This window comes from Streptomyces katrae, from assembly GCF_002028425.1.
GTDB lineage: Bacteria > Actinomycetota > Actinomycetes > Streptomycetales > Streptomycetaceae > Streptomyces > Streptomyces katrae_A.
In genome coordinates, this window is the sequence record NZ_CP020042.1 from 71,950 (window position 1) to 98,299 (window position 26,350).

The following is a 26,350-nucleotide window of genomic DNA, read 5'->3' on the forward strand; positions in this document are numbered from 1 at the left end:
CGGCCAAGGTGCCGCGGCTGGAGTCAGCCCAAGGGCTGCGGTGCGGTCCGGGCGCGGGTGGTGGCGAGGCGGTAGGAGTCGGTATTACACAGGAACTTCCCCGCCCTCGTGCTGCTCACCGGGTCGCTGCACAAGCGGACCAAGTGGGTCGTCGCCGCCGAGCTCGTCAGCTTCGCGCGTGAGCAGCAGGAGCGGAGGCTCGCCCCCAGGACCGGCCACAAGACCCCGCAGCGGCCCAGCGCGCAGATCGCCGCCGAGCAGACGGCGCACTACGAGGAGATGCTGCGGACCCTCACCGAGCAGGGGCAGCGCCAGGCGAAGGCACTGGCCCGTACACGGGCCGCCAAACGCGCGGTAGCCCAGAAGCTCGTCCGCGCCCGCGCCCGTCTCACCGCCGAGGTCGACGCCGTTTACCGGCTCGGCACCCAGAAGGATCACCGCACCACGACGACCCCCGAGAAGGAGCATCGCCCGTGACGACGGACACCACCACCGAGACCACGACGGCCGCGGCCACCGCGGCGGTCCCGCAGCAGGAGCCGTACGTCCCGGAGGCACTCGGGGCGCACCGGATCGCCACCATGCTCGCCGAGCTCACCGGGGAGCCGGTGCACGCTGCGGACATCGCCACGCTCGTCGAGCAGGAGCACCTGGTCGAGGTCGACTCCTACAAGGGCTGGCCGATGTACTCCACGGCGACCGCGCGGGAGCTCGATGTCGAGCTGATCCGCTCGATCGTCGCCAAGCGGGTCGCGTGGCAGGAGGCGTCCCTGCCCCGGGACGAGGCGGGCGGCGTCGGATCGGGTGGCACTGGAGCGACATCGCCCGCATGGGCCGCGAGGGCCGTATCACCATCGGCCTTGATGGGCGGTACCTGATCGCCGACCTGGACAAGCTCGCCGCGGAGGCCGACGGCGAGCAGTACCTCACCGCGCAGGCCGCCGCCGACGTCCTGGAGATCCGGCCCAGCGACTGGCGGTATGTGGAGGCGGCCGGGTGGATCGAGCCCGCCGAGACCTATGAGAAGGCGGTCGGCCAGCGGCGGACCGTCACGGTGGCCCTCTTCCGGCTCGGCGACGTCCGCGACCTGCGGGACATGCCCGGTGGACTGGGAGGCCGCCGAGGTCTGGGCAAGGGCGTGCCATCTCCGCTGCGCGAGTACGCCAAGCTGGCGCCCACCCGCGCCGACGCGGTGAAGGCCTTCTGCCAGCAGCTCGCCAACTGGTACGGCACGGTGGTGTGGGCGTGGCACTCCCCGTACTCGGGCGGGTGGGAGCTGGACTGGGCGCGCACCGAGGAGGGGCCGACAAAGGCGACCGTCCGTCAGCTGCTCGCCGCCGACCCGGCCGTCGGCTCCTACGCCGACGAGATCACCCTATGCCCCCTGTGGGGCCGGATCACCCGCCGAGCCCGCCAGCTCCTGGAGCCGGGCGTCGCGGTCGTGCTGGACACCGAGACCACCGACCTATTCGGACAAACGATCGAGCTCGCCGTCATCGACGCGGCCACCGGCAAGGTGCTCCAGGACACCCTGGTGAAGCCCACCGTCCCGATCACCGAGGGAGCCCGGCACGTGCACGGCATCTCCGACGAGGACGTGGACACGGCGAGGCCCTTCGAAAAGGTCCTCCCGCGCCTGCGGAAGGTCACCACGGACCGGATCATCTGCGCCTACAACGCGGAGTTCGACCGCGCCGTCATCCTCGGCGACGTCCAGCGGGCCGGGAAGAAGCCCGGGCACCTGGAGCCCCGCGAGTCCTGGTACTGCCTCATGGAGGCGTACGCCGCGTGGCTCGGCTCGAACCGGTGGCTGCGGCTCGGCGGCGGCCACCGCGCGGCCGGCGACTGCCTCGCATTACTTGAACTTTTGAAGCGCATGGCAAAAGGCCGTGGGTCGACGTTCACGCCCCGGCCGGCCGCGCACGGCGAGCCCGTTCCAGGGCCGCCCATCGGGACCGCCCTGGCCGCCCCTGTCCCGGGGCAGTTGACGGGCGAGGCTGCTCCCGCGTAGTCGATGCCGGACGCCAACGCGGCGACACACCCGGGTGGACGATACCCAGGAGCTCACTTGGGCGGGGAGCCGTAGGGTCGCGGTGCCCGTGACAGACAGGACGCACGGGCAGCGGCGGTCCCGTGCCCGTTCGCACGTTGCATGGGGCCGCCATCTGACTTGCCTGGGAGACGTCTGCGGGCAGGGCTGGATCGCTCACGGGTCTTAGGGAGTGCTCCGGGCGTAGCTCACGCCGCCGACGGATCGGTGGGCGCGGTGCAGGCCGGCGTGAGACCGACCGTCCTGCGTAGCGCCCCGGCGGTGGCGGTGGCATCCATCGAGCGCGCGGGCGCGATCGTGCCACGGCAGAGCTGCCCGAAGGGGCGCGATAGGGTGGATGGTGATCAACCAGAGGGAGATTGCGCACATGGACCGCCGTCGTAGCCGTCGCTCCACCAGGACGTGGGGCATGTCGATCCTCGCTGGAGCGCTCCTGGCCACCAGCGCTTGCAGCGGGACGTCTGCAGCGACGACGGAGCCGGCGAAGACGGAGCAGTCAAGGTCGGCAGAGCCGCGGCCGGCGACGCAGCCGCAGGCGCCGGTGGCGTCGGCCGCGTTGAAGGCCATGCTGCTGAAGCCCGTCGACCTGGGCGCCGGCTACAGCGAGGACCCCTCGGACGCCGCTGACAAGGACAACTACGGTATTGCTGGCTGCCCCGCCCTGGAGAAGCTGTCCACCGGCAACAGCACCGGAGAGCTGAAGTCCGCGGTCCAGGTGAAGACCGGCTTCGCCTATGGCACCGAGTCCGGCATGAGCGAGGAACTCGACAGCGACTCCCCCGCGAACCTTTCCGCCCAGCTCCGCACGGTGTACGACGCCTATGCTGCCTGCCCGTCGTTCACCATCACCTCGGGCATGTCCCCGATCGACGCGACGGCCGCGAAGGCAGTGGTTCCCGATCTGGGGGACGAACGCCACGGCGTCATCATCACCATGCGCGGGCCCGGAGGCACGATGATCGTGAAGCAGATCGCCATCCGTAAGGGCAACGTGGCGGTGCTCCTCATGGGCAGCCCAGGCCTTGTCGACAAGCACATCGACAAGGCATTGAGCAAAGTCACGCCCGGCTAGGTTCCCCGCTTCCCTTGGAGTCTGCTCCAAATCGTTCCCGGCTACCAAGGCCAGACGGCTGCACCGTCACGCACCACCAGTGGCTTGGGCTGAGCCTCTTCGCAGAACCGGATCCATCCCAGATGGACGTCCCCGTCATCGAAGCATCGGTGCGCATCGACCGCCTTGGTCGCGAGCCAGCTGAGGAGTTCGCCCGGCCATGCAGTCCCGGGCCGCGGGCAGGAACTTCCTCGCGCTCCCCAACGACTCCCGTCACCCGTTGAACAGCTGCTCCACCTCGCCATCGGAGGGCGGGATGCGCTGGGTTCCGTACTCGCTTTTGGCCGTCCGGTTGAACTCGTCGATCGGCTGCACCAGCACGTGACCGGTCAGAGCATGGATGTCGCCCTGGTAGCGGGCGATCAGGAGGTCGAAGAACTGCGCCAGCGTCCACGCCTTGCTCTGGACCGTGCTGTGCGCGAGAAGCCGTTTGACCTTGCGCTGGTCCGCGAGGAACCGATCGGCATCCTCCGGACCGCTCGTCCATACCGGCCGGCCGAGGAACCGCACGTACTCGAAGATCGCCTGCCGGTCGTCGGCGATCGAACTGTCCGCCATCCCGGCGCCGACCCCGGCAAGCAGGAACTGGTCGACCAGCTCCTGCTCGAAGTCCTCGTACTCCTGTGCGTCGTCAGTCGCCGAGGGGTACCGATCGACCGGACGACCGCGAGCGTCATCGACGCCTCAGCTCACTGCAAACGACCATGCGTCATGGATAGCGGCAGAACGTCAGGAATCTCGACGGAACGTCGAAGTCTCCAGGCGATCGAGTGAACCCCCGCTCATCAGCGTCGCAGGTCAGAAGATGATGGTTCGAGCAGAAGGAACTCGCGGGAGTCCCGACAAACGGCTACTGAACTTGATTGGGTGATGTCGGAGTCGTTTGGCTGACGGTGGGAGGGCCGTTCCGGTAGCTCTGGACCGTGAGATACGCGCAGGGCGGCGGGTCGACCGACGCTGGGAGGGCCGCGCGGGAGCGAGTCCGGCTGCAGGCCGTGGAACGCTTCGAGGGCGGGCAGAGGAACGGGGAGATCGCTGCCGCGTTGCGGGTCAGCGAGCGGTCCGTGGAGCGGTGGCGGCGCCAGTGGCGCGAGCGCGGTGAGGCCGGGGCAGGTCTCCAGCATTGCTCGGGTGCCGGCTGAGTTCGGTCATTCATGTTCAGGCTGGCGTCGTCGGCACGTCCACTCGACGCGCCTGCAGTCAGCGGAGGACGGCCTCGGACCGTGCCATGGTGGTTGGGACGGCACGGAGCCGGTGTCTGCGCCACGCGTAGGCCGCGGTGACCGCCGCCAACAGTGGCCCCCAGAGCAGCACAGGGGCGTAGCAGAGAGTGAACAGCGCGGCCCGCCAGTCGTGCGACTGCGTGGGGAAGGCGCTGGGGAGCGGGTCGCCGCGAAGTGTGTGTCCGGTGACGATCGCGATGCCAAGGGCCGTCCACAGGACCGTCAGCATCGTCGCACCGATGGCTGCCGGGGCGACCGCGGCGGCCGTCGGCACCGGGCGTCCGCGCAAGCCAGGAAGCCAGGTCGGGAACACCTCGCCCCACGTGGCGACCAGCCCCACCGCGGTGAACGCCAAAACTTCGGACAGGACGGACAGGAAGACGACGTACAACTCAGGCGGCACCCCGAGCGGCAGCGACCCGGTTCCATGCGCTGCCTCGCCGCCGTCGAGGGGCAGGTGGAGCACTCCGGTCGCGACCCGCCAGAGGCTGGACGGCAGGACGAGGAGCGGAATGGCGTAGGCCATGACGCGCGTCCAGCGTGCAACCCCCGCGACGGGGTTGTGCGCGGCTCTCCAGGCCGCGCGGATTCGCTCGGTTGGCTCGGGGGATTTGGTAGAGCCGGACATCTTTGCCCCTTCGATCCAGTGGGCATCTCCTGCCCTGTCTCCTCCGAACGTACCTACTGTCCTGAGGAGTTGACCTCGGTCCCAGAGTGGATCGGGTCCCTCGCGCGGGCAGACGCGGACCGCCTCCGCGTCCATCGCTTCCACCGCCGCCCGCGACCACAGGCCCGGCCGGGCGTCCGGGGCAGGCACCACCCCGGAGGCCACCGCCCAGCGGAACTTCGGCCTCGCACCCCGAGCCGCGCGGCCTGGTCCCGGTCGTACTCCGTGCGCTTGCCCACGCTGCGTCTCCCTCCATCGCACCGCCCGCCCCGGGCGGTGCCCGAAAGATGCCGTTATATCCCGGAAACTATCAAATACCTACGTTCTAGGGTTAGTTGGGGGGTATGTATCCCTGCTGCGCCCGTATACGCGAGGACGGATTCACTCGTCCGGGGGACAAATGCGCCGGGTCCCGGACACAGCGAAGCGGGGCCGCGGCCAGGTCGGCGGCGGCCCCGCTCAGGGGCGCCTGGTGGGTGTCCTCTGTCAGGTGATCTTGACCGATTGACAAGTGATCTTGACCGCCGCTACGGGGGCGACTGCGCTGGCGCCGGTCGTGGGAGGTCGTCAGGGCGATGACGCAGCCGCCCGTGCCGGAGGTACCCGACCTACTCGCGGGGCCGGAGGACCGCGATCTGCTCCAGGTGTTCTGGTGCCCCTTCGACGCGCACGGCGAGAACCGGGCCGGCATGCTGCTGGACCTCAGCCAACCGGTCGCCGGACCGAGGGGTCCGGCCCCGATGGTCGGGAGGTGTTCCTACCTTTCACCGCGGGAGCGGCAGCTCCTGGCCGCCGCGTGGGCCCGGGACCCGGACTCAGGCCCCACGGACGAGGAGCGGCGGCTCCTGGAGGAGCTCAGGCGCAGGCACCGGGTGGCGAGCGAGCGGGGAGACGGATCCGCTCGCTCGCATGCCGTGGCCGCGAGCGGCAGCGCACCGAGGACGGCCGCGGCCGCCCCCTTCCAGCAGGCGGCGAAGGCGGGCGACGTTCTGTGCCACCTCGGGTCGCCCCACTCCTGGACACACCACGAGCGGCTCTACGCGGCCGGCGCTGGGGTCGGGAGGGTTCCCCGTTCCCGGCGCGCCGAGGCCTCAGCCTGGCTGGCCAGCGCCCTGCTCAGGCGGGTGGGCCTGTGGTCTGCCGCCGGAATCGCCCTGTCCACCACATCCTGGACCAACCCCGACAACGGCGGAGAGCAGTCGATCACCGACCACATCCACCAGCCCACCCCTGGCACCCTCCACCACGACGAACTCGTCCACCTGCTGACCGACCCGGAATGGGGCATGCAGATCAAGGTCGAGGACCGATGGTGCGCGTGCACGCAGCGGGGTGAGTCGTGCCTCGTCAAGCTGAGAAGTACCCAGGGCGAGGCGGGCGAGCTGGAGCTTCGCTTCCCCCGCAGGGAGACGCCTCGCTCGGTTCAGGCCTGCGGCCAGGAGCTGTACGCCGCGAAGACTCGCGCTTCCATCACCGTTCCCGAACGGACAAGGCGCCTGCGGTGCTGAGGCCGGCCCGCCGGGATCGCGGGGCCGTGGCAGGATCCGCCAGGCCCCTCCGGCCGAACTGGCTGCTACCTTCGGCCGTATGAGAGCGCTGGTATACGACAACGCATTCCGTAAGCGCGCCCGGCGCAAGCAGGCCTGGGGTTTCTGTCTGTTGACCGCCTCTGCTGGCATCTGGATCTGGATCGCCGCCCAGTTGCTGCTCCCCTACTCCGTGACGGGAGGCAACGACGCGAAGTGCCAGTCCCGGGTGTTCTACACGAAGGAGACCGAACGGGGCCGCCCTTACGAGGGCTACGCCGACGCCGAGGGCACCCGTTGCGCCGCCGAACGCGACTGGGCAGAGCTCCTCGCCCTGCTGCTGCTCTCGCTCCCGACGACCGTGGTGGGCACGGTCCTCTACACCTCGGGCAGTACCGGGCATCGACTCAGCGAACACGCGGCAGAGGTCAACCGGCTGAAGGAGTTCTCGGCTTAGACGTCGTTTCTTTCGGTGGCTCTCGGGCCGAGCCGTGCAGGATACTGCTGTGGTGCTGTTGACGTGGATTGCTGAGGTGGCGGCCGAGCCCCTGGTCCTGGAGCCGGCTGACCGGCGGGTGGAGTGGGAGACCAACACCTGGTCGCTGAGTACGGCGGACGAGGACAGGAGTTCGTTGTCCGTCGCCGCGGTGGTCGCTGCCTTCGAACGGACTGCTGCTGCCATCCAGGAACGCATTCGGGATCTGGGCTTTCCCGGCGTGGCGACGTTCTACGTGTGGCACGACGCACAGGCCGGGCAGCTTCGGTGCTCGACCGGTTCTGTGCCCCCGGATGCGTTGCCGTTCAGCGGTACCTATGTGGCTTCCGACGACCTCGGTCCGGTCGTCGAGGGCTTTCTGGCCAACAGCGAGCCAGGCTCCATCGCCTGGTTGGATCTGGACGACGTGCAGAGCGTCTCGGTGAAGACTGGGACCGGGCCGGAGTTCATGCCGTTCGGAGTCTGGGTCGCCAGTGTCGGGGCCTCACGCTGACTGTTCCTGCCCGTCCACACGGACGAGTCTGCGGTTGGCAGATGAGGGCTGAGGCTATGCCGACGAAGGCGAGGAAGTGTTCGGCCTTGCGCTCGTAGCGGCGGTGGAGCCGACGGCAGCCGGCGAGCCAGGACACGGTCCGTTCGACGACCCACCTGTGGCGGCCGAGTCGTTGGGCGTGGTGGGTGGCGAGGACCAACCGGCGGTACATCGGCGGCGTGTGCGGCAGCACGCCCTCGGCAGCGAGGCGATACATCACCTGCCTGAGCGTGACCTTCAGCGGCGCGTGCCCGTCCACGATCTCCCGAGCGCGTTCCACGACGCGGGCCACCGGATCCGTCCACGACCCAGACGAGTACAGGTACCCCCTTACCGGGTCCGAGCCGGCCATGCCCGGGCTCTCGGGGACCGGGTTTTCCGCTACGGTCGTTGGATCAAATGAGGAGCCGCGAGCAGCCCAGGGCGTTGTCCGGGATCCTCATCGGCGCCGACAGCCCCGTCCGCGTCGTCCAGGAAGAAGAATCGCTCCAGCTCTGCCCGTGCCGGCGCCCGCCGGACCCGCGGCAGGTGCCGGTGGAGGTGGCCGGGCCGAGTACCTGGCCGAGCAACTGGGAATCGCATACGCCTCGGTCCTGCAGGAGTACGGGGAGCGCGACGGCACGGGCCCGCTCGCATGCCGGGGAGATCCAGCAGGACGGCGGCTGGCGGGACTTCGCCGAGGTCCGGGAGGAACTGGCGGCGTGGCTGCGCGAGCGGCGGGTGCTGCTGCAGGGGGTGAGCCGGCTGGCCCAGCTGGTGGCGTCGGTACGGGAAGCGGATGGCTTTGTTGGTCAGGAGCGGGTTCTGGCACAGATCGTGGGGAGCGGTCGCGGAAGGTTACCTCGATGTTCGAATGCGGTCGCTGATTGGCTACTCAAGGGCATCGTAGTCAGGTGACGGATCAACCAGCTCAGGGTGCTCCACTACGTACTGATCGCCGTGGATCGCCAGCATCGCCCAGTGCCATGCCTCGTCGTGGAAGATCAGCCCGCGGAATGGCGCCTCGGCTGGCTCGTACGGGTAATGCTCCAGGGCGGCCGCCCTGGCCTCCTCCGGTGTTAGCCCGCCGTGACGCTGCATTACCCGTGCGTAGCCGCGCCGTTCGGCTTGAAGGCAGTCGACATACTCCGCTTCGCTCCATGTCATGGCCCAACGGTAGACCGGTCGTCGAAACAAGCGACGTGTCACTGAAGCAGGATCATTTTTCGGAGCAGTTCGAATCCGGCTCGACCGTAGAGCTGCCTCTTGATCTTCTTTGCGGTTGACGGCGCCCTCGATACTGCCCGAGCTCCAGTCCAGGGTGAGCCGGCTGTTACTGCGTCGAGGTTTCGGAGCAGGTGGATTGCGAAGCCGGTGAGGCCGGGTAGCCGGCTGGCATCGACTGCGTCGATCCAGGCAGGGAGTCTGTTGCCGAGCCGGCTGCTGAGTATCTCCCCGAAGTCGCGGACGTGTCCGGCGGCTCTGGCCAGCTCGGGGCAGCGAGTCAGAACGTCTTTCAGGGCGGTGCTGTCCTCCTCGGTCAAGGTGGCGGGGTGACGGGTGAGCCAGCCGGTCACCTGTCGCACCGTCGGCGGCCGGGGCGGCGCCTCGGGCGGAGCCCCGCGCAGGGTCGCGACGTGTGCGCGGACCATGCCGTAGGTGACCGGGGCGTGGTCGGCAAGCAGCTCGCCGTGCAGCTGGGTGCCGCTGGTGCATCCCTCGGCGAAGCGTCGCTCCAGGTAGGGCTTGTAGGCGTCGAGCCTGCTGGGCCGGGGCCGGTTTTCACGGAAGGTGTCCTGCCAGTGCGCGGCGTTCGCGTACCGGAGCACCGTGTTGAGGCCTCACCCCAGGTGCCGGGCGATCGCCCGGCGTGAGTGACCTTGGGAAAGGAGCTCGTGGACCAGGGCACGCGCTGCCTTCTTTCGCTCGGTGCGCCGGCCGAGCAGCGCCGGGTCGTCCTGCGGCCGACCGGTCGCCAGTCGGGTGCCTCCGCCAACGGCCCGCTGACCGAGGGATTACGCAGGCAGTCGCGATGGGCGGCGACACAGGTCTCCACGGCTCGGCCGAGGCCCTGCCACAGATGGAACCGGTCAGCGACCTGCACAGCGTCGGGGGCACCGCGGTGGGCGCCCTCGGCGTAGGCGCCCGCCCGGTCCCGGCAGATGATCTCCACACCGGGGTGACGGACCAGCCAGACGGCCAGCGGCCCGGCTTCACGGTCGGGAGCACGTCGACCACGCGATGTCCCTGCTCGGCGAGGAAGGGCAGACGTCCGGGGAAACGGAGGATCCGCACTGCCGCCACCTCGTGGACCTCACCCACTGGTGACCGGGCAGGGTCACCGTCGCGGGGCCGGCCCGGCACGCAGGCATGACCGACAAGTCGAGGGCATCGCCGGAACGGGCCAGACCACCATCATGGCCCGCCCTCGCCGACTGGGAGGCCGCCGGGCTCCGCGTCGCCGACACGACCACCGCCGCCGTCGCCGCCGAGGCGGGCATCGACAGCCAGACCATCGCCGCGTGGACGCGCAAGATCAACGGCGACCGCGCTCTGGCCGTGCTCCTCAAGCACGACCACCAGACTCGCCCCGCTCGACGAGGCGTACGTGGCCCACGCCGACGCGCTCAGCGATCTGGCCCACGCGATCCTGCAGGACTTCCCGCTCCACCCCGGACCCTCCGGGACAAGGGCGAGACCCTGCAGGACGCCTTGAACCTGCGCCACCTCGCCGGCCGGGTCGTGGAGGCCGCTGTCGTCGTCGAGAACGAGCGGGGCGGGAGCTGGAGCGAGATCGGCGCCGCCGCGGGTATCACCAAGCAGACCGCGAACGGGAAGTGGACCAGGGCTACTTCCGTGCCGAGAACATCTCGGCGGCGAACGGCCTGTTCATCGAGGCGCAAGCGTAGATTGACGTCGTACGGGCGTGGGGTGGCGGCCTGGTCGCCTCCGCCGACGGCATCCGGTTCACGGTTCCCGTGCAGACACTGTACGCGGGTTCGAATCCCCGGTACTTCGGCCTGCGGCACAAGGGCGCCACGTGGCTGAACGTCGTCAACGACCAAGTGATGGGGCTCGGCGGGGTGGTGGTGCCGGGCACGCTGCGTGACTCGCTGTTCATCCTGGACGCCATCCACGCCCGTGACGGCGGCCCGAAGCCGGAGACGGTCATCACGGACACGGCGTCGTACTCCGACATCGTCTTCGGCCTGTTCGCCATCTGCGGCTACCAGTTCTCGCCGAGGATCGCCGACATATCCGACGCCCGGCTGTGGCGTACGAACACCGCTGCCGACTACGGGCCGCTCCAGCCGGTCTCGAACCACACCATCCGTCTGGACCGCATCCGCGCCAACTGGGGCGACATGCTCCGTGTGGCCGGTTCCCTGACCCTGGGCGAGGTCCGTGGCCACGACCTGATCCGCATGCTCTCCCGCGACGGCAAACCGACCGGGCTGGGCGACGCGTTCGCCCACTACGGACGGATCTTCAAAACCCTGCACCTGCTCCAGTTCGTATCTGACGAGGGATACCGGCGGATGATCGGCGCCCAGCTCAACGTCACCGAGGCCCGCCACCGCCTCGCCCGGAGATCTTCTTCGGCCAGCGCGGCGAACCGCGCCAGCACTACCGCGAGGGAATGAGGACCAGCTCGGCGTCCTCGGCCTGGCGCTCAACGCTGTCGTGCTGTTCAACAGCCTCCACATCGACGCCGCCGTCAAGCAGCTCGCCGCCGACGGCTTCCCCGTCACCGACGAACTGCTCGCCCGGCTCTCCCCGCTTCAGTACGACCACGTCAACTTCCTCGGCTGCTACGCCTTCACCCGGCCCGCGGCGCCTGGGCTGCGCCCGTTGCGTGACCCCCACGTCCACGACGAGTCAGACGACGGCGAGGCCGAGTAGCGGAGGCGCCGTACGAGGCCTGATCACTTCCACCGGCATCAGGGCGGTGACCGCGGCCATCCGCATGCGTGACACGGGTCCTGGCCGGGCTTTCCTCGAACTTGTACAGCGCCCGTAGGTGGCGGGCCAGGGCGAGTGCGGCGAGCAGCGCGACGAGCACGCACACGCCCCACCAGCCAGCCTGGCTCCAGACGTGTATCCCGAGCCAGGAACCTGTGCTGCCGCCCAGGTAGGCGCAGGTCATGTAGGCGGTGTTGAGCCTGCTGCGGGCGTCGGTGCGCAGGGCGTAGACGCGGACTTGATTGGCGACCATGCCGGACTGCATCGCGGTGTCGAGGAGCAGCGTGCCGAGTATCAGGGCGGCCAGACCCAATGTGCCGCCCCGGGCACCAATGGTGAGGATCGCGGCCGAGATGAGGACGCCAAGCATGCAGACCAGGTTCACTGGATCGGGGCCGTAGCGGTCCACCAGACGGCCGGCGAGCGGGGTGCAGACCATGGTCGCTGCTCCGACCAGGGCGATCATTCCTACCGCCTGGGCACCCAGCCCGTAAGCCGGTCCGGCGAGCAGGAGCGCCAGGCAGGTCCAGACCGCGGAGAACCCGGCGAAGACGGTCGCCTGGTAGAAGCACGAGCGGCGCAGGTCTGGCTCGGTGCGCAGCAGACGCAGTGGCTCGGCCAGGAGTGCTGTGTACCGCTGGCGGGAGGACGGGGTTGTGGTCGGCACCGCGAACGCTAAGACGGTGGCGAGGAGCAGGGCCAGGACCGCGGCGACCAGGTAGGGGGCCCGCCAGCCCAGCCACTCACCGAGCGTGCCGCTGAAGGTCCGGGCCAGCAGCATGCCGCCGGTCGATCCGCTCAACAGGGTGCCGATCACCGCTCCTTGGCGGTCAGCGGCCACGAGACCAGCCGCCAGAGGGCCGACGATCTGCGCGCCCACGGTGGCCAGGCCGACAAGGGTGCTGGCGGCAATGAGTGCCGGCAGAGCCGGCGCGCAACCCGCTGCGAGCAGTGCCAAGCCGGTCAGGGCGAGGAGGACGACGAGGAACGAGCGGTGCGGGAGCCGGTCGCCAAGCGGCACCAGCAAGACCATCCCGGCCGTGTAGCCGGCCTGTGTGGCGGTCACCACCGCAGCGGCCGAATCGGGCGACACATGCAGCCCGGCGGCGAGCAGCGGACCGATGGCCTGCGGAAAGTAGATGTTGCCCACCGCCACGGCGCACGTGACAGCCAGGATCAGGACCATCCGGCGGCTCATACCTTCAGTCCACCGGCCCGCCCGCTACGTAGATGACCTGGCCGGAGACGAACCCCGCCCCGGGACTTACGAGGAAGGAGGCGGTATGCGCGATGTCGTCAGGCAGGCCCACCCGGCCGACCGGGATGGACTGCTCTGCCCTGTGCCGGAACTCCTCGAAGCTCAGGCCGAGCCGCCGGGCTGAGGCCCTGGTCATGTCGCTCACGACGAATCCCGGCGCGATGGCGTTCGCAGTCACGCCATGCGGTCCGAGCTGGAGAGCGAGGGACTTGGTGAATCCGATCAAGCCCGCCTTCGCGCTGGCGTAGTCGACGCGGCCAGCATCACCGACCGCGGAGATGCTCGACATGTTGACGATACGTCCCCAACCGGCCGTCACCATGTGCGGGCAGACGGCACGGGCGGCGAAGAAGGGGCCGCTGAGGTTGATCCCCACGACCGTGTCCCACTGCTGCGTGGTCATGTCCACAAGGTCGGCACGGGGTCCGATGCCGGCGTTGTTGACCAGCACCGTCGGCGGCCCGAACGCGGCGGCGATCCGGGCGACGGCCGCAGTGACCGCGGCCTCGTCGGCGACATCAGCGGCGACGGCCAGCGCTGCCCCGCCGACACTTGTGATGGCATCCACGGTATCGGCGCAGTCCGCCTCGTCCAGATCGATCACGCCGACCGCCAAGCCGTCGCCCGCCAGGCGCCTGGCCACAGCGGCGCCGATGCCGCGGGCAGCACCGGTGACAACCGCCGTCCGCTGCAGATGAGTTGTGTGTGTCATGGGAGGAAGTCCACGGCATCGACGGTGCGTCGCCAATCGTTGTAGCGTATGGCTTAATGATCAGCTTTGTGCTCGGCGTCGAGGACCTCGCGGACACCCGCTTCGCCCTCTCCCCCCTGCACGAAACCCTATTCAGCCTGCGAGTGCTCCAGGATCCGGGCCTGTCCGCGCTGCACCTGCCCTGGCGCAGGTCCGTACTCGGCAGACTCGGCACGCTCGACACCGGTCTACTGATGTCCCTGGTCGCCCAGCGGCGTACCCTCCCCGACTTCCTGACCCCGAATCCCACGAGTTTCGCGCCGGCTTTCGAAGAAGAACTCTCCGTCGTCCGTCAAGCGTCCTGCGCTCGGGTCCGCCACGACCTGCTGCTTGCGCACGCACCCGATCCTGTTCCCGAAGCGCTCCGCGACGCCACCGCTGCCGAAGACGCACCTGTCGCCAGACTCCGCGACGCCATCTGCGATCTCCTGCGGCAGTACTGGGAGGTGGCCATCAAGCCGGTGTGGCCGCAGATGCGACTGGTGCTGGAAGCCGACATGACCTACCGCGCCCGCCAGCTCGCTCTGGGGGGCGCCCGACTGCTGTTCGCCGACATGCACCCGAACCTGCGCTGGCAAGGCGGAGAACTGTATATCCGCAAGATGATCAGCAGGCATCGGGTTGCGGCATCTGGCCGGGGGCTGTTGCTCCTGCCGTCCGTGTTCGCACACAAACCCGCGCCCCCCGTCAGCCCGGACGAGCCTCCGAGCCTCGTCTATCCCAGCCGGGGAGTAGCCACGCTGTGGGGCTCGGAGATGCCGACCGTCGACGCAACCGCCCTGGTGTCTCTCCTCGGCTCATCCCGAGCGAGACTGCTCAGCCTCCTGGAAGAGCCGTTGCCCACCGTAGAGCTCGCCCGCCGTCTCAGGGTCACCCCAAGCGCGGTCTCTCAACACCTGCGTGTCCTGCACTCCACAGGACTGGTCACCCGGACACGTGACGGACGGCATGTGCTGTACCGGAGAAGCGCACTCGGCGACCAACTCACGACCACCGCTACCGAACCGCGAACTCACGACAGCTGGGGTTCAGCAGTCCGCCTCCGCCCAACCCCGCCTGGCCGGGCGACTATCCACTCCACCAAGCCGCTGACTGGTTCCCCACCCGTCCGCTGACCGACTCACCCTGTCGGCAAACGTTGGCACCCTCAAGTGATCAACGCACCACCCACGGATGATCACGTGATCGTGGAGGCACAGGTGCGTGACTACGGGTTTTCGCCAGCTCAGCAGGACGAGATATGGAGACGCTGGCGTGAGGGGCAGTCGTTCAGCTTGATCGGGCGGGCACTCGGGGCGCCGATGCAGCACGCCCGTCGCTTCTTGTACCAGAGCGGCAGCTGGCCAAGCGGCTGGGCCGATCCTCGTCGACCGTCTCCCGCGAGATCGCCCGCAACGGCGGCCGGGACCGCTACCGAGCCGCCACGGCCGATGCAGCCGCCTACGAACGCGGGCGCCGCCCCAAACAGGCCAAGCTCGCCCAACGGCCATCTCTACGCGCCCTGGTGGAAGCCAAGCTGGCTCTGTGCTGGTCACCCGAGCAGATCGCAGGATGGCTGGGACGGTAGTTTCCTGGTGACGCCTCCATGCAGATCGCGCACGAAGCGATCTACCTCTCGCTCTACGATCCTCGCCGGCGCCAGGCGATCGACCGCAGCCTCACCCAGCGGCTGCGGTCAGGCAGGCCCATGCGCCGTCCGAAGGTCGCCCGCCGGCCCACCGGGCGGGGCGTCATCCGCGGCATGGTGTCCATCACTGCCCGCCCCGCCGAGGTCGAGGATCGCTTGCGCCGGGCGTGAGGCGGTCGTGTCGTCTCCTTCTTGGCGGGCCGGGTGCCGGGGCAGCCGCGACGCGGGCAGCAGGCCGAGAGCGGCGAGTGCGGCCAGGATCAGCAGAGTGGAGCTCATGGTTGAAGCAGCGGTGCCGGTTGCGCTGGCCGCGACGGCGATGCCGAGGGTCGGCCCGATGTTCATGGCGGTCTGCTTGAGCCCGCTGACGACCCCGGCGTACCCGGGCGGCGCGTCACCGACGACGGTCCCGGTGGCGGTGACCATCACGGTGGCGAATCCGGCACCGATGGCGGCAAAGGCTGCAGCCATGGCCATCCATGTGCTGGCGGGATCGAGCCGGGACAGCCCCGCGATGCCGACCATGCCGACCACGACGAGGACCGTACCGGCGATCGCGGTGCGGCGCGCACCGTACCGGCGCAGTGCGGCGACCGCGGCGGGTGAGCCGAGGACCATGAGCACGGTCAGCGGGAGTACGCGCAGACCGCTGGCGAGCGGGTCGAGTCGAAGTACGTCCTGGAGGTAGAAGGTGGCCCTGAACAGCGCGCCGAACAGGCCGGCGGTGGTGACCAGCAGGATCGCCATCGACGCGGTCACCGGTACGGACCGCGCTACGGCTGGTGGAACGATCGGGTGTGTGGTGCGGCGTTCGTGGCAGGCGAGCACCGTTGCGATGCCGATGACGGCGAGGATTTCGAGCAGCGTCGGCGCGGCGGTCCACCCCCGTGCGGGTATGTCGGCCAAGGCGTGGACCAGGATTGCGAGCGCGACCGCCAGCAGGCCGGCGCTGGTGAGGTTGAGCCGTGGAGAGTTGGCACGTTGAGGTGCCGGTGTCCGTACGGCGAGGGCGAGGACGGCGATGACGAACGCGAGGGGCACGTTGACCCAGAAGACGGCGCGCCATCCCAGATGAGCCACGAGAACACCGCCCAGGAGCGGACCGGACCCTGCCGCCACCGCGATCGCACTGGTGCGGATGGCGATCGGCTTGCCGAGCCGGTCCGCGGGATACGCCAGCCGTAGCAGCGCGAGCGTCGCAGGTTGCAGGAACGCGGCGAACCCGCCTTGCACCGCGCGCAGGACGATCACCCAGCCGACGCCCGGCGCGAGCGCGATCCCGGCCGAGGCAGCCCCGAAACCGAGGACGCCGACGAACAGCAGGCGCGGGTGCCCGTACCGGTCCCCGAGGCGCCCGGCGATCACAAGCAACGCGGCCACGGCGACCAGATAGCCGGTGCTCGTCCACTGGATCTGCGCCATGCTCGCGCCGAGATCACGCTGCATGCCGGGCTGCGCCATGAGGAGGATGGTTCCGTCCAGTGCGACGATCACCGCGCCGACCACGCTGACCAGAAGTGCAATCTGCCGCCGTACGGGTGCGGTCATGAGGTCACCGGGCCGAGATGGGCGTCCAGAACTGCCGCGATGAGCCGGTCGCGTTGGTCGTCGCCAGGGTCACCGCCCAGCGGTGGGGCCCCGAGGGCGAGTTGCAAGCTGCCCCAGGCCCACAGCTGGGCCATGCCGTGCAGGTTCGACCACAGGGCGGCGGCAGTCACCGCAGGCGGAGGTCCGGCCTCGTTCGGCCCGTCGGCGCTTCGCGCGGCATCCCGCTCCGATAGGCATCGGGCGACGAGTCCGGTGAAGTGCCCGAACAGCGGGAGGGTCGACTCGCGCAGCCTCGGTTGGTCCGATGCCTGCGCCGCGCCGTCGAGCAGGTCGTGCCGCCACATGAGTTCGAACATGCCGCGGCGTTCCAGTGCGTACCCGACGTACGCCCGCGCCAGGGCCTCCAGCTGGCCGCGCGGTGTGGTCGTGCCGGCGACCGCGGCCTCGAACATGGCTGCGAGGTCCTCGAAGCCGCGACGGCCGATAGCCGAGAGCAGCGCGTGGTGCGTGGGGAAGTACCGACGCGGCGCCCCGTGCGACACCCCCGCTCGACGGGCTATTTCCCGCAGGCCCACGGACGCGGAGCCCTCGGTCAGCACAAGGTCGACACCGGCATCGATCAACCGCTCCCGAAGGGAGCTCTCATCAGTCATAGACAGTGTCTACCGTGGATTCGTAGACACTGTCTACCCATTGGTGAGTGATCATTCTGCTCAGCGGGTGGCGGGGTCTGCCTCGGCTCGCTCGCTCACGGCGGCACGCTGACCGGGAATGGTCATGCCTGATAGTCGGAACGCCAGTTCGAGCATCGGCGATGACCTGACGAGCCGGTCCGACCGGCATACGGGCCAAAAGGGGAAGGGGGCAACGGGGCGATCTCCGTGTCCTTGGGCTCCGCTGCTACTGGGAGCTCTCCCCGTTGCGGAGGTAGCGGGTATGCCCGTCCGCGAGGGCGTGCAGAGCTGCTGTGAAGCGTGGCCGGATGCGGTCTCCGAGTCGTTCCCGGGCGGCTTCTGGTGGAAGGAACGCGGCTTCGGCGAGTTCGTCGTCCTGCGGGGTCAACCGGGCGGCTTGGTCGGGGGCGAGTGTGCCCCCGTTGAAGATGAACGCGATCTGATCGTCCCAGGGTCCGTGGGGGGCGACCCAGTCGATGACCAGCAGCCCGCGTATGGTCACCCTCAGCCCGAGCTCTTCGACGAGCTCCCGGGTCGCCGCGTCCTCGGGAGGCTCGTTCGCCTCCGCCATGCCTCCGGGCAGGTCCCACCCCGGTTTGTAGGTGGGGCTCACCAGGAGCACGTGCCCGGAGGTGTCCTTCAGCAGCACGTCGGCGGCCACACGCTTGCGGGCCTGTCGGGCGTTGCCCTCGGCGAGGTAGGCGTTCCACGCGTCAGGGTCGGAGGGCGTCGGGGTGGGCCTCATGCCGGGATGCCTCCCGAGTTCGGCAGGATGAGATCGGCCAGGAGCAGCCTTCTCGCTCTGCGTGCGTCGTCGAAGCGAACCAGGTACTCGCGTACGAGCGGATACCCCTTGTACGACTCCAGCAGCCGGCGGAGTTCGTCAAGCTGCTGGAGGACACGTACCGAGCCCAGGGTGGGGCTCGTGCCCAGCAGGACGTGGGCGGCATGGACAGCTGCGTCCAGTTCTTTGCGGCGTACCTGGATGTCGACCACGGTGATCTGGCGGAGAGCGAGAGACCGTGCCCGCCCTGTCTCGCGCAGTGCCACGGCCTGTTCGGCTTCGGTCAGCGCCTGGTCGAGCTGGTCGAGGTCGCGGAGGATCAGTGCCGACTCGCTCGCCAGGGCAGCCGCGTCGAAGGGGCTGAGCCAGGGGTGCTCTGCGTCTGGGGCGGTTTCCAGGTCGCGCTGGGCGGCTTCGAACCCGTTGGTCCCGGGCCATCTGCTTACGCACTGGATTAGGGGGGCTCACACCGGACCTTCGCCGGTCGACCGCGGGCGCCCCGGCAGCAAGCACCACCTGATCACCGACCGGCACGGAACACCCCTCGCAGTGTCGGTGACCAGCGGAAACCGTCACGACGTCACTCAGCTCATGCCCCTGCTGGACACGATCCCCCCATCCGCGGCCTGGTGGGCCGGCCCCGCCACCGGCCACGGCGGCTGTTCGCCGACCGCGGCTACGACTACGACAAGTACCGACGCCTGCTCCGAGCCCGTGGCGTCACGCCGAAGATCGCCCGCAAGGGCACCGCCCACGGATCCGGCCTGGGCCAGACCAGATGGGTCGTCGAGCGAACCTTCGCCTGGCTCCACCAATTCAAACACCTCCGGATCCGCTACGAGATACGAGCCGACCTCCACCTCGGACTGCTCCAACTCGCGTGCAGCACCATCTGCTTGCGAAGACTCCGAACCTCATTCTGAAATGATCAATAATACTGGCCCCTCGGCATCTCCGGTGGGAGCTGGAAGAATGGACCAACAAAGCGTGGCTCGGGTTGTCAACTTCTGGTCGGAGTGGGACGCTTGAGATAAGACGCGTCACCGCTCTGCCTATAGAAGAGCGACGCACGCGTCCGGAGGACGCCACGGTCACGGTTCTGTGATGCCATTTTGGCGCCTGCCTGATTTTCTCATACCCATGGGGGCGCATGGCTTGCTGGGGGTCCTGCTGCTACAGGAACGTTTTGCAGGAGGCAGAGATGACAAGTTGCGACGACCGAGACAAGCAAGCAATCGCTGACATAGAGGAGGAGCTAGGTGCGCCCGGACCAGCAAGTCGACTGGGGGCGATCCTGGCCGAGCAAGAGGACACTGCCTATCCTCCGCCGCTATCCCTGCCTCCCGCTCAGCAGCAGCTTCGAACTAACTTCTCGAAAGATGTCAAGGCACTGGCGAGTCGCATGTCGGCCGAGGTCGAAGCTCTCACGGCCAAGTGGCCACACGCGACAACATTGTCCGGGAAGATCCCGCCGCTCGTGCTGGCGCAGGACCGCATAGACCTCGTGAGTACTCCCTACCAGCCCGATGTCGACGGCACGGGGGCCTCTGACCGCTATAGGTTGACATGGCGGCTGATTGACGGGGACGGCTTTAACGGTGACGCCAAAGCCGACGTCCGGACTGGGACGTTTTGGGCGGAACGCTATACGATCAGTGGCGTACAGCACGCCTTCGCAGGGGTGGGTGTGTATGTAACGGCGTCATCGCCAGCGTCCCGCATGGTGATTCAGCCATATGTCAACTGGTCCGGTACTGACATCCTCACACATCGTATCTACAACCCGGCTACTCATGAGCAGAGGTGGGCCAAAGCAGCAGGCTTCCTTCACATCATTGTCCAGAGCCGGGATCTAACAAGTGGCGGCGACCCCAGAACCGACGGAAATAAATCCATCACACTTTGGCAGCGCGCCGAGTTGAACCCTTCCGGAGCGCAAGATCACAGAGGGACCATCTCCGGAGGCGACGGTTCTGCGTTCGAGGTGTTGGTAACCAATAGGCGCCAGTACTTCGTCTGGGTTGCCTGTCTTACAGCGGTGGAAGCGAATCAGGGGTTTGAAGTAGATACGCATGCGAATGCGGGGTTGTCCTGCAACATGCCCGTTCTGCAGGTGGCGCAGTTCCAGTCCTGACACCTCACGAGCCAGCACACTCCCATCGGCGCGGGTCGATGGGCCAGCGCCGCTCGGGCGGCTAGGGAAGAACGCCCCGTCCGCAGCTTGGGGGGTAGACGGATCATCGGCCGCGAAAACAACGGATATGGGTTGCATCGGGGTTCTGGGCTGCCGTGATCTGTGACGTGCTCGTGATGGTGGAAACCGTGCGTTCCTCTGCGCTGGCCCGCGGCCGGGTCGGCGGGCGCCGGCCGAAGCTCACGGCCGACCAGGTCGGACTCGCCCAGCAGCTCTACGACGCCCCCGGGTGAAGACCTTCCAGCGGATCGCCGCCATCCCAGCGCAACGGCTGATCGTAGCCCTTGCCGCCGTCCACGCCGCCCCCGCTACGGCCATCACGCCTCACCTTGGACGACCTCGACCTTCCCAACCGCCGGATCACCATCGCCGGACACGCCCAACGCTTGGCGAACTGTCTCATCAGACCCTGCTGGCCTGGCTCGTCCAGCGTCGCATCACCTGGCCGAAGACTCCCAACCGGCACGTATTGATCAACGCGAAAACCGCTCTGGGAACCGGGCCTGTCAGCGCCGAATACCTCAAGCGGCACCTGCTGCACCAGGGCGTCTACCTCGAACGCATCCGCGGCGCGCAAAGGCGCTCACGCGGATGGAGACGCTGCACGCCACTACGTACGAGGGCTGGCAGCAGGCGCGGAAGGCGATGGCAGACGGACAGGCCGCCACCGGCTGACCCGGGAGCGGCATGTGAGAGGGCCCCGAACCGTGCCAGCCTTTCGGGGCCCTGGTGCGTGGCGGGCTAGAGGTCGATCTGGATCTCTTGGACGTCGGTGAACTCCACGTCCAGGTCGCGGGCGCGGCGGCCGTTGTCGCGGAAGTAGTGGTGACCCAGGCCCTGCGCGGCAATGTCCAAGAGCTGCTGCTCGGTGGCGCCCTGATCGCGGGCGTCGAACAGCCGCTGGGCCCGGACACCCTCGACCATTGGGCGATGGGCGGGGCCGACCCGGACGAGATCGCCTACCTGGGAAAAGACGGCTCGGGCCGTTGTCGGCTCAGGGATCGTTACGCCGAAGGTGATCCCCAAGCGCCGGGACGGCCGGTCGCTGCCGCCGGAGTGAGCTGGTGGCACGCTTCCCGAAGGGCTATGTCAAGCCCACCAGTTCCTGCCCGAGCTGCCTCGCCTGGGGCGACTTCCGCGGACAGCTCTGCCACACCTGCTACATGTTCGGCCGGGGGCGCGACGCGGCAGTACGCGGCGGCTCCATCGCGTCCACCCGTTGAAGTGGGACTACTGCCGTTTGTGCTGGTGCCAGGCCGGCTTCGGAGCGAAGGCAGCCGATGGCCATCCCTCGGATGGAACGAACGTGCGGGAGCGGCTCGCCGCCGTCCGGCACCAACAGCTGTTCTTCGTCGGAATGCACTACCGCAGAAGGCCGACGTCCCCAGCCCAGCGGAAGGGAGGACGGCGTGGCCCCGCGCGCAAACCGCCTCCCGCTCCGGCCTGGCGTCCGGACCCCGGCTGGCGGCAGCCGCTGCTGTTCGAGCAGATCCCCCGGCACTTCGGTCGGCTCGACCCGGCCGACGCCGCCCTGGCCAGCCCGTGGCTGGCCAGGGCGAAGTACCTCGCCCACCGGCTCGCCGAGGCCCGCGGCTGGGGACGCAACATCCGCTTCGCCGTCAACCGGGGCCTGGCCGTCGTCCTCACAGGTCACGTCGAAGGCGACGTCATCCGGCACACGGAGATCTTCTCCCCGCTACGGGCCCTGGACCTGCCCGTCGGCCACATCGTCACGGTCCTGGAGGAGATGGGGATCTTTGAGGACGACAGCGAACCGTCCTTCGAGCGCTGGCTCGTCGGACGCCTGGAAGGACTCGCACCCGGCATCCGCTCGGAAGCCGAGCGCTGGACCCGAGTCCTGCGCGGCGGCGGCCCCCGCAGCCTCCCGCGACGGGAGGGCACGGTCTGGCTCTCCCTCAACCGTGTCCGCCCGGCCTTGCTGGAGTGGTCAAACCGCTGCGATCACCTGCGGGAAGTGACCCGCGGCGACGTCCTCGCCCACATGAAATCCGCGGACGGCCACCATCGGCATGATCAGCTCGTCGCCCTGCGGCCCCTGTTCACCTGGGCCAAGCGGAACGGGCTGATCTTCCGCAACCCCACCAGCCGGATCAAGGTCGGGCAATACGAGTACGCCGTGCTGCAACCGCTCCTCCCCGAGCAGGTCGAGCGCTCCGTCGCGGCGGCGACCACCCCGGCGGCACGGCTTATCCTCGCCCTCGCGGCGGTCCACGCCGCCCGGGTCGCCCAGATCGCCACTCTCACGCTCGATGACGTAGATCTCGGCAACCGCCGACTGACCATCGCCGGACGCGCCCGCCCGCTCGACGACCTCACCCTGAAACTCCTGACGGACTGGCTGGACCACCGGCGCCACCGTTGGCCGAGCACCGCAAACCTCCACCTGCTGATCAACAACCAGACCGCCAACACGATCCGCCGGGCCAGCAACCACTGGACCAGCGCACCGATGCGCGGACAGGACGCCACCCTGGAGCGGCTCCGCGTCGACCGACAGCTCGAAGAAGCCCTGACCCACGGGCCCGGCCCGCTCCACCTCGCCGAGGTGTTCGGGCTCGATGAGAAGACGGCAATGCGCTACGCGGACTCCGCACGGGTGCTGCTGCACCAGGCCGCTGAACAGCAACTTCGATGAAACCTGTTCGACCGGGACGCGCCCTGAAAGCAATCATGGGCGAGTGACGTCGACCGAAGCAGCAGCAATCGCTCTACAGGACCATGCCGCTCTCTGGAGTGTGGGGGAAATCAGTGCGAGCGATGTCGTCAATGCCGCCTGTGATGCGCTCGTCGCGGGACTCGATACCCCCGGCCTTCGAATCCTCGCCGCCTGCACCCGTGCCGAGGCGGACTACGACGTCCACGACTTGCTTCCCCCAGCACTTGACGAACTCGGCCTCACCTTCCATCCAGTCGCCAGCGAGGCCGGCCAAGAAGCCGCCGCGCGAGCGCTCGCACGACGCATGCTCGCCGGCGAGCTGAAACCATGGGAGCTCACTTTCCGGATTCATCAGCGCTACGGACATGAGCTGCCCCTGACAGAACGGCTTGCTGAGCTCGATGACGAGTACGCCATCCTCGAATACGGCGACAGAACCGTGGACCAGGTCGATGCCGAGGTCACGGCCGAAGCCCGCCGCCTCGCAGCCCACCCCCGCGTTCCCACCGAACCCACGGACATCCCCAGCTGATGCACACGGACCGACCCCCGAGTTCCACTGAACGAGCTTCAGTTTCACTGAACCCACGGACCTCATGGGGGTTGAGGAACATCGGAACGAAAACCGGCGCTAAGGGTCCGTCGGGCCTGGTGGGCGGCTGACGGACCATCGGTTGCCGGACCTGCCTGAAGTCGTCCCACGGATAACACCCCAATATTGCGGTAGCTTGATCCGTCACCTGCGGTGACGCTCTCCGGCCGCCACGTGAAGCGGCCCTGTTATCTGTGGCAAAGGGGAAGCAGTGCCCACCGTCGTACAGCTGCCGACCGGGAAGGCGTTGACCGTCCGCGCGGCGGCGGACGTGTTCCTCGACTCGCTCGGTAACTCGAACACAGTCCGGAACTACGGGATCGGGGTGGGCAAGACCGCCGATCGGCTCAGGCGAGGCCCGGCCGCTAGCGTCGGTCGCGGACGACGAGATCGGCGAGGCCCTGGAACTGCTGTGGGGCACCGCGGCGGTGAACACCTGGAACTCCCGCCGGGCGGGGGTGCTGTCCTGGCTCGGCTGGTGCCGTGAGCGCGGCTATGAGGAGCCAATGGTCCCGGCCTGGGCGAAGCGGCTGGCGGTGCCGGACTCCGAGACCCCGGCCCGCTCGAAGATGGCGATCGACCGGCTGGTCGCGCGCCGTGAGGTACATCTGCGGGAGAAGACGCTGTGGCGGATGCTCTACGAGACCGCCGGGCGGGCGGAGGAAGTCCTCGGCGTGAACATCGAGGACTTGGACTTCGCCGGGCGCCGCTGCCTGGTCAAGGCGAAGGGCGCCCGGACCAAGTCCCGCCGCCGGGGACAGGTGCGCGAGGACTACGTGCTGGAGACCGTGTACTGGGACGCCGGCACCGCGCGTCTGCTGCCCAGGCTCCTCAAGGGCCGCACCCGCGGGCCGCGGCCGTCGCGGCGACGTCGTCGGAGCCCAGGGCGATCAGGCTCCTGCCCAGCCGGGAGTGCATGCGGGCCAGCCGCAGGCGGGTGAAGTCGGCTTCCAGGGCGTCACGTACCAGGGCGTGGCTGAAGCGGACCGTGCCCGGTCGCGGTTCGGTGAGCAGGCCCGGGGCGATGCCCGCGTCCAGGGCGTCGCGGAGTTGGTCCGCGTCGTGGTCCGCCGCGTGGACCAGGAGGGCGACGGGGGCCTCGCGTCCGGCGACGGCCGCCAGGCGCAGCCCGGCCGTGACGGCCGGCGCGAGCAGGGCCAGCCGGCGGCGCAGCACGTCCTGGACGCCCTGCGGGATACTGCCCAGCGCCTTCTCCTCGCCCTCGCCGGCCAGCAGGAGCCAGCTCTCGCGCAGGTGGAAGGGGTTCCCGCCGGCCCGTTCGGCCAGGGCCGCCGCGGCCCGGTCGCTCATGCCGGAGGCCGTGCGCCGCAGCAGCGCCTTCGCCTGGGTGTCCGACAGCCCGGCGAGGGCCATGCGCAGGGGCGGGCGGGGGGCGAGACGGGCCAGTGCGACGGTCAGGTCGCCCTCGCCGGTGCGGTACGAGCCCACCAGCAGCAGCGGTACGTCGCGCAGCTGTTCGGCGCAGAGCAGGAAAAGCTCGACGCTCTCCTGGTCGCCGCGGTGCAGGTCGTCCAGGAAAACGGCCAGCGGTTGCCGCAGGGCCGTCTCACGGAGCCGGCCGAGCAGCGCCCGGTGGAGCCGGAAGCGCCGGGCGGGGCTGCCGTCCGGCTGCCCGGAGGCGGTCTCGGTACCGGGGGCCAGGAGGGGAGCCAGCTCCTCGGCGTAGGAGCCCGGTGGGGCGGCCTGCGCGAGGGCGGGCAGCATGTCGAACCAGGCCCGGCCGGGCGGGGCGCCCCCGGTCTCCGGGCACTGTCCGAAGGCGGCTACCCAGCCCTGAGGGGGCAGTTGCCGGAGGGCGGCCTCCAGGAGGCTGGACTTGCCGAGGCCGGCCTCTCCGGAGACCAGGACCACCTGTGCCCGGCCGCCGCGTGCCCGGTCCGCGGCGGCGGCGAGCCGGGCGATCTCTTCGTCGCGGCCGAGGAGGCGACCGGGCGTGAGTACCGTCGGTGCGGCGGGGCATCCGTGCCGGGTGGGCGCGGCCGGAGCCACCGCCGCCTCCGCAGCGAGGGGCGCCGCCGGTGGCCGCGCGTCGGGCAGGGCGGGAACGGCGAGCGCGGCAGGAACGGCGGGTACGCCGGATCCGCCGGTCTCCCGGTGGAGGAGGTCGAACCGCTGGTGCAACAGCGCCTGTTCCAGCTCCAGCAGGGCGGGTCCGGGTTCGACACCGAGTTCCTCGCCCAGGACGCGCCGGGCCTGCCGCAGCGAGGCCAGGGCGTCGCCCTGGCGGTCGCGGGCCCACAGTGCCAGGGCCAGGAGCCGCCAGCCCTCCTCGTGAAGCGGCTGCTCCCGGGTCAGCGCCCGCGCGTCGGAGAGCGCCTGCGCGGCCTGCCCGCAGCGCTGCTGGGCCCCGGCGAGCCGCTCGCGGGCGGTGCGGTGCAGCTCCTCCAGGCGGGCGCGCTCGCCTGCGGTCCACGGCTCGTCCGCGAACTCGGCGTACGGCTGCCCGCCCCACGTCGCGAGCGCCCGGGTCAGGCTCTCGGCGGCGACGTGGGCAGGCAGGGCCCGCCTCCGAGCCGGCGGCCACCTGGTCCTTGAACACCCAGGCGTCCACCGCGTCCCGCTCCACGGCGAGGGCGTAGCCGTAGGGTGCGCTCACCAGGACCCGTGCCGGGGTGCGGGGCGGCCGTCGCGGTTCGAGGGCGCGCCGCAGGCGCGCGGTGTAGGCGTGGAGCGATGC

General features: G+C 69.3%; 25 protein-coding genes and 7 pseudogenes. 18 read left to right on the forward strand and 14 right to left on the reverse strand.

From position 1 onward, the window contains the following. Nucleotides 1–108 precede the first annotated feature (108 nt). The 4 genes from B4U46_RS00360 (at nt 109) to B4U46_RS00380 (ending at nt 3,122) form a co-directional block, all read left to right on the forward strand. The gene (locus B4U46_RS00360; protein ID WP_079423035.1) at nt 109–477 is read left to right on the forward strand and encodes a hypothetical protein; all 369 of its coding nucleotides are present in this window, start codon (nt 109–111) and stop codon (nt 475–477) included. After that, nucleotides 474–878 carry a hypothetical protein gene (locus tag B4U46_RS00365; protein ID WP_079423037.1) on the forward strand — a complete coding sequence of 135 codons (405 nt, stop codon included), beginning with the start codon at nt 474–476 and terminating at the stop codon, nt 876–878. The genes B4U46_RS00360 and B4U46_RS00365 overlap by 4 nt, the downstream gene beginning before the upstream one ends. Next, nucleotides 830–2,011: a 3'-5' exonuclease gene (locus B4U46_RS38210; RefSeq protein WP_208949805.1), complete on the forward strand. Its 1,182-nt coding sequence runs from the start codon at nt 830–832 to the stop codon at nt 2,009–2,011. The genes B4U46_RS00365 and B4U46_RS38210 overlap by 49 nt, the downstream gene beginning before the upstream one ends. 448 nt (nt 2,012–2,459) lie before the next feature. After that, a complete protein-coding gene (locus B4U46_RS00380; protein ID WP_123995964.1) occupies nt 2,460–3,122 on the forward strand; it encodes a hypothetical protein in 663 nt (220 codons plus the stop codon). Nucleotides 3,123–3,374: 252 nt separating this feature from the next. Here the strand turns inward: B4U46_RS00380 and B4U46_RS38575 are convergent, their stop codons facing one another. After that, nucleotides 3,375–3,719 (reverse strand): hypothetical protein, encoded by a 345-nt coding sequence (locus B4U46_RS38575; RefSeq protein WP_237292430.1) that lies wholly within the window; start codon nt 3,717–3,719, stop codon nt 3,375–3,377. A 365-nt stretch (nt 3,720–4,084) separates the two neighbouring features. On the opposite strand from B4U46_RS38575, the pseudogene B4U46_RS38580 reads away from it, so the two are divergent. Continuing rightward, nucleotides 4,085–4,270 (forward strand): annotated as a pseudogene (locus B4U46_RS38580) (helix-turn-helix domain-containing protein); the annotation flags it as partial. 91 nt (nt 4,271–4,361) lie between these two features. Here the strand turns inward: B4U46_RS38580 and B4U46_RS00395 are convergent. Next, the gene (locus tag B4U46_RS00395) at nt 4,362–4,910 is read right to left on the reverse strand and encodes a hypothetical protein (RefSeq protein ID WP_311736960.1); all 549 of its coding nucleotides are present in this window, start codon (nt 4,908–4,910) and stop codon (nt 4,362–4,364) included. 716 nt (nt 4,911–5,626) lie between these two features. Here B4U46_RS00395 and B4U46_RS00400 point away from each other — a divergent pair. From B4U46_RS00400 to B4U46_RS00410, 3 genes are all read left to right on the forward strand, one after another. Further along, nucleotides 5,627–6,559 (forward strand): hypothetical protein, encoded by a 933-nt coding sequence (locus B4U46_RS00400; protein WP_079423045.1) that lies wholly within the window; start codon nt 5,627–5,629, stop codon nt 6,557–6,559. 79 nt (nt 6,560–6,638) lie between these two features. Beyond that, a complete protein-coding gene (locus tag B4U46_RS00405; protein WP_079423046.1) occupies nt 6,639–7,034 on the forward strand; it encodes a hypothetical protein in 396 nt (131 codons plus the stop codon). A gap of 49 nt (nt 7,035–7,083) precedes the next feature. Continuing rightward, on the forward strand, nt 7,084–7,566 hold the full coding sequence (locus tag B4U46_RS00410) for a hypothetical protein (protein ID WP_237292432.1): 483 nt from the start codon (nt 7,084–7,086) through the stop codon (nt 7,564–7,566). On the opposite strand, the pseudogene B4U46_RS38585 reads toward B4U46_RS00410, so the two are convergent. Then, nucleotides 7,520–7,831: pseudogene (locus tag B4U46_RS38585) on the reverse strand (transposase); the annotation flags it as partial. The gene B4U46_RS00410 and the pseudogene B4U46_RS38585 overlap by 47 nt on opposite strands. Nucleotides 7,832–8,118: 287 nt before the next feature. Between B4U46_RS38585 and B4U46_RS40490 the strand changes: the two are divergent. Further along, nucleotides 8,119–8,382: pseudogene (locus B4U46_RS40490) on the forward strand (DUF4158 domain-containing protein); the annotation flags it as partial. A gap of 93 nt (nt 8,383–8,475) precedes the next feature. On the opposite strand, the gene B4U46_RS00425 reads toward B4U46_RS40490, so the two are convergent. The 3 genes and pseudogenes from B4U46_RS00425 to B4U46_RS40495 all read right to left on the reverse strand — a co-directional run. Then, nucleotides 8,476–8,751: a hypothetical protein gene (locus tag B4U46_RS00425; protein ID WP_079423050.1), complete on the reverse strand. Its 276-nt coding sequence runs from the start codon at nt 8,749–8,751 to the stop codon at nt 8,476–8,478. 38 nt (nt 8,752–8,789) lie between these two features. Then, nucleotides 8,790–9,413, reverse strand: coding sequence for a hypothetical protein (locus B4U46_RS38590; RefSeq protein WP_237293408.1), 624 nt, complete (start codon nt 9,411–9,413; stop codon nt 8,790–8,792). A 260-nt stretch (nt 9,414–9,673) separates the two neighbouring features. Further along, nucleotides 9,674–9,757: pseudogene (locus B4U46_RS40495) on the reverse strand (hypothetical protein); the annotation flags it as partial. A gap of 736 nt (nt 9,758–10,493) precedes the next feature. Here B4U46_RS40495 and B4U46_RS00440 point away from each other — a divergent pair. Beyond that, nucleotides 10,494–11,228, forward strand: coding sequence for a Tn3 family transposase (locus B4U46_RS00440; RefSeq protein WP_079423054.1), 735 nt, complete (start codon nt 10,494–10,496; stop codon nt 11,226–11,228). 40 nt (nt 11,229–11,268) lie between these two features. Further along, nucleotides 11,269–11,487: a Tn3 family transposase gene (locus tag B4U46_RS40500; RefSeq protein ID WP_398909036.1), complete on the forward strand. Its 219-nt coding sequence runs from the start codon at nt 11,269–11,271 to the stop codon at nt 11,485–11,487. Here B4U46_RS40500 and B4U46_RS00450 read toward each other — a convergent pair. Together B4U46_RS00450 and B4U46_RS00455 are read right to left on the reverse strand one after the other, a co-directional pair. Beyond that, nucleotides 11,405–12,733, reverse strand: a complete 1,329-nt coding sequence (locus B4U46_RS00450; RefSeq protein ID WP_107438387.1) for an MFS transporter — start codon at nt 12,731–12,733, stop codon at nt 11,405–11,407. The two genes, B4U46_RS40500 and B4U46_RS00450, sit on opposite strands and share 83 nt — an antisense overlap. 16 nt (nt 12,734–12,749) lie before the next feature. After that, nucleotides 12,750–13,517 carry an SDR family NAD(P)-dependent oxidoreductase gene (locus B4U46_RS00455; RefSeq protein WP_079423060.1) on the reverse strand — a complete coding sequence of 256 codons (768 nt, stop codon included), beginning with the start codon at nt 13,515–13,517 and terminating at the stop codon, nt 12,750–12,752. A 56-nt stretch (nt 13,518–13,573) separates the two neighbouring features. On the opposite strand from B4U46_RS00455, the gene B4U46_RS00460 reads away from it, so the two are divergent. Continuing rightward, on the forward strand, nt 13,574–14,671 hold the full coding sequence (locus B4U46_RS00460; RefSeq protein ID WP_079423062.1) for an ArsR/SmtB family transcription factor: 1,098 nt from the start codon (nt 13,574–13,576) through the stop codon (nt 14,669–14,671). Nucleotides 14,672–14,755: 84 nt separating this feature from the next. After that, nucleotides 14,756–15,339 (forward strand): annotated as a pseudogene (locus tag B4U46_RS40505) (transposase); the annotation flags it as partial. On the opposite strand, the gene B4U46_RS00470 reads toward B4U46_RS40505, so the two are convergent. The 4 genes from B4U46_RS00470 to B4U46_RS00485 form a co-directional block, all read right to left on the reverse strand. Further along, nucleotides 15,232–16,731: an MFS transporter gene (locus B4U46_RS00470; protein WP_079423064.1), complete on the reverse strand. Its 1,500-nt coding sequence runs from the start codon at nt 16,729–16,731 to the stop codon at nt 15,232–15,234. The pseudogene B4U46_RS40505 and the gene B4U46_RS00470 overlap by 108 nt on opposite strands. Then, nucleotides 16,728–17,384: a TetR/AcrR family transcriptional regulator gene (locus B4U46_RS00475; RefSeq protein WP_079423066.1), complete on the reverse strand. Its 657-nt coding sequence runs from the start codon at nt 17,382–17,384 to the stop codon at nt 16,728–16,730. Before B4U46_RS00475 ends, B4U46_RS00470 begins: the two co-directional genes overlap by 4 nt. A 247-nt stretch (nt 17,385–17,631) precedes the next feature. After that, nucleotides 17,632–18,150, reverse strand: coding sequence for an NUDIX domain-containing protein (locus tag B4U46_RS00480; RefSeq protein WP_079423068.1), 519 nt, complete (start codon nt 18,148–18,150; stop codon nt 17,632–17,634). Then, nucleotides 18,147–18,401, reverse strand: a complete 255-nt coding sequence (locus tag B4U46_RS00485) for a hypothetical protein (RefSeq protein ID WP_100864434.1) — start codon at nt 18,399–18,401, stop codon at nt 18,147–18,149. Before B4U46_RS00485 ends, B4U46_RS00480 begins: the two co-directional genes overlap by 4 nt. Before the next feature lie 244 nt (nt 18,402–18,645). On the opposite strand from B4U46_RS00485, the pseudogene B4U46_RS00490 reads away from it, so the two are divergent. Together B4U46_RS00490 and B4U46_RS37125 are read left to right on the forward strand one after the other, a co-directional pair. Continuing rightward, nucleotides 18,646–19,112 (forward strand): annotated as a pseudogene (locus B4U46_RS00490) (IS5 family transposase); the annotation flags it as partial. Between the two features lie 278 nt (nt 19,113–19,390). Next, nucleotides 19,391–20,323: a hypothetical protein gene (locus B4U46_RS37125; protein ID WP_123995963.1), complete on the forward strand. Its 933-nt coding sequence runs from the start codon at nt 19,391–19,393 to the stop codon at nt 20,321–20,323. A gap of 801 nt (nt 20,324–21,124) precedes the next feature. On the opposite strand, the gene B4U46_RS00495 is transcribed toward B4U46_RS37125, so the two are convergent. Then, nucleotides 21,125–21,307, reverse strand: a complete 183-nt coding sequence (locus tag B4U46_RS00495; RefSeq protein WP_185117360.1) for a hypothetical protein — start codon at nt 21,305–21,307, stop codon at nt 21,125–21,127. Between the two features lie 382 nt (nt 21,308–21,689). Here B4U46_RS00495 and B4U46_RS00500 point away from each other — a divergent pair, with 382 nt between their 5' ends. From B4U46_RS00500 to B4U46_RS00510, 3 genes and pseudogenes are all read left to right on the forward strand, one after another. Then, on the forward strand, nt 21,690–23,039 hold the full coding sequence (locus tag B4U46_RS00500) for a tyrosine-type recombinase/integrase (RefSeq protein ID WP_107438188.1): 1,350 nt from the start codon (nt 21,690–21,692) through the stop codon (nt 23,037–23,039). Between the two features lie 43 nt (nt 23,040–23,082). After that, nucleotides 23,083–23,592, forward strand: a complete 510-nt coding sequence (locus tag B4U46_RS00505) for a hypothetical protein (RefSeq protein ID WP_079423072.1) — start codon at nt 23,083–23,085, stop codon at nt 23,590–23,592. A gap of 271 nt (nt 23,593–23,863) precedes the next feature. Continuing rightward, a pseudogene (locus tag B4U46_RS00510) lies at nt 23,864–24,542 on the forward strand (site-specific integrase); the annotation flags it as partial. Here the strand turns inward: B4U46_RS00510 and B4U46_RS00515 are convergent. Beyond that, the gene (locus B4U46_RS00515) at nt 24,484–26,172 is read right to left on the reverse strand and encodes an ATP-binding protein (RefSeq protein WP_420543171.1); all 1,689 of its coding nucleotides are present in this window, start codon (nt 26,170–26,172) and stop codon (nt 24,484–24,486) included. The pseudogene B4U46_RS00510 and the gene B4U46_RS00515 sit on opposite strands and share 59 nt — an antisense overlap. Nucleotides 26,173–26,350: the final 178 nt, after the last annotated feature.

What these genes read in the sequence shown, in the direction of transcription:
- B4U46_RS38210 (WP_208949805.1), top strand. Translation starts at nt 830, where the DNA reads ATGGGCCGCGAGGGCCGTATCACCATCGGCCTTGATGGGCGGTACCTG.
- B4U46_RS00380 (WP_123995964.1), top strand. Translation starts at nt 2,460, where the DNA reads ATGTCGATCCTCGCTGGAGCGCTCCTGGCCACCAGCGCTTGCAGCGGG.
- B4U46_RS38575 (WP_237292430.1), bottom strand. Translation starts at nt 3,719, where the DNA reads ATGGCGGACAGTTCGATCGCCGACGACCGGCAGGCGATCTTCGAGTAC.
- B4U46_RS00395 (WP_311736960.1), bottom strand. Translation starts at nt 4,910, where the DNA reads ATGGCCTACGCCATTCCGCTCCTCGTCCTGCCGTCCAGCCTCTGGCGG.
- B4U46_RS00400 (WP_079423045.1), top strand. Translation starts at nt 5,627, where the DNA reads ATGACGCAGCCGCCCGTGCCGGAGGTACCCGACCTACTCGCGGGGCCG.
- B4U46_RS00405 (WP_079423046.1), top strand. Translation starts at nt 6,639, where the DNA reads ATGAGAGCGCTGGTATACGACAACGCATTCCGTAAGCGCGCCCGGCGC.
- B4U46_RS00425 (WP_079423050.1), bottom strand. Translation starts at nt 8,751, where the DNA reads ATGACATGGAGCGAAGCGGAGTATGTCGACTGCCTTCAAGCCGAACGG.
- B4U46_RS00450 (WP_107438387.1), bottom strand. Translation starts at nt 12,733, where the DNA reads ATGGTCCTGATCCTGGCTGTCACGTGCGCCGTGGCGGTGGGCAACATC.
- B4U46_RS00455 (WP_079423060.1), bottom strand. Translation starts at nt 13,517, where the DNA reads ATGACACACACAACTCATCTGCAGCGGACGGCGGTTGTCACCGGTGCT.
- B4U46_RS00460 (WP_079423062.1), top strand. Translation starts at nt 13,574, where the DNA reads ATGATCAGCTTTGTGCTCGGCGTCGAGGACCTCGCGGACACCCGCTTC.
- B4U46_RS00470 (WP_079423064.1), bottom strand. Translation starts at nt 16,731, where the DNA reads ATGACCGCACCCGTACGGCGGCAGATTGCACTTCTGGTCAGCGTGGTC.
- B4U46_RS00475 (WP_079423066.1), bottom strand. Translation starts at nt 17,384, where the DNA reads ATGACTGATGAGAGCTCCCTTCGGGAGCGGTTGATCGATGCCGGTGTC.
- B4U46_RS00480 (WP_079423068.1), bottom strand. Translation starts at nt 18,150, where the DNA reads ATGAGGCCCACCCCGACGCCCTCCGACCCTGACGCGTGGAACGCCTAC.
- B4U46_RS37125 (WP_123995963.1), top strand. Translation starts at nt 19,391, where the DNA reads ATGACAAGTTGCGACGACCGAGACAAGCAAGCAATCGCTGACATAGAG.
- B4U46_RS00495 (WP_185117360.1), bottom strand. Translation starts at nt 21,307, where the DNA reads ATGGTCGAGGGTGTCCGGGCCCAGCGGCTGTTCGACGCCCGCGATCAG.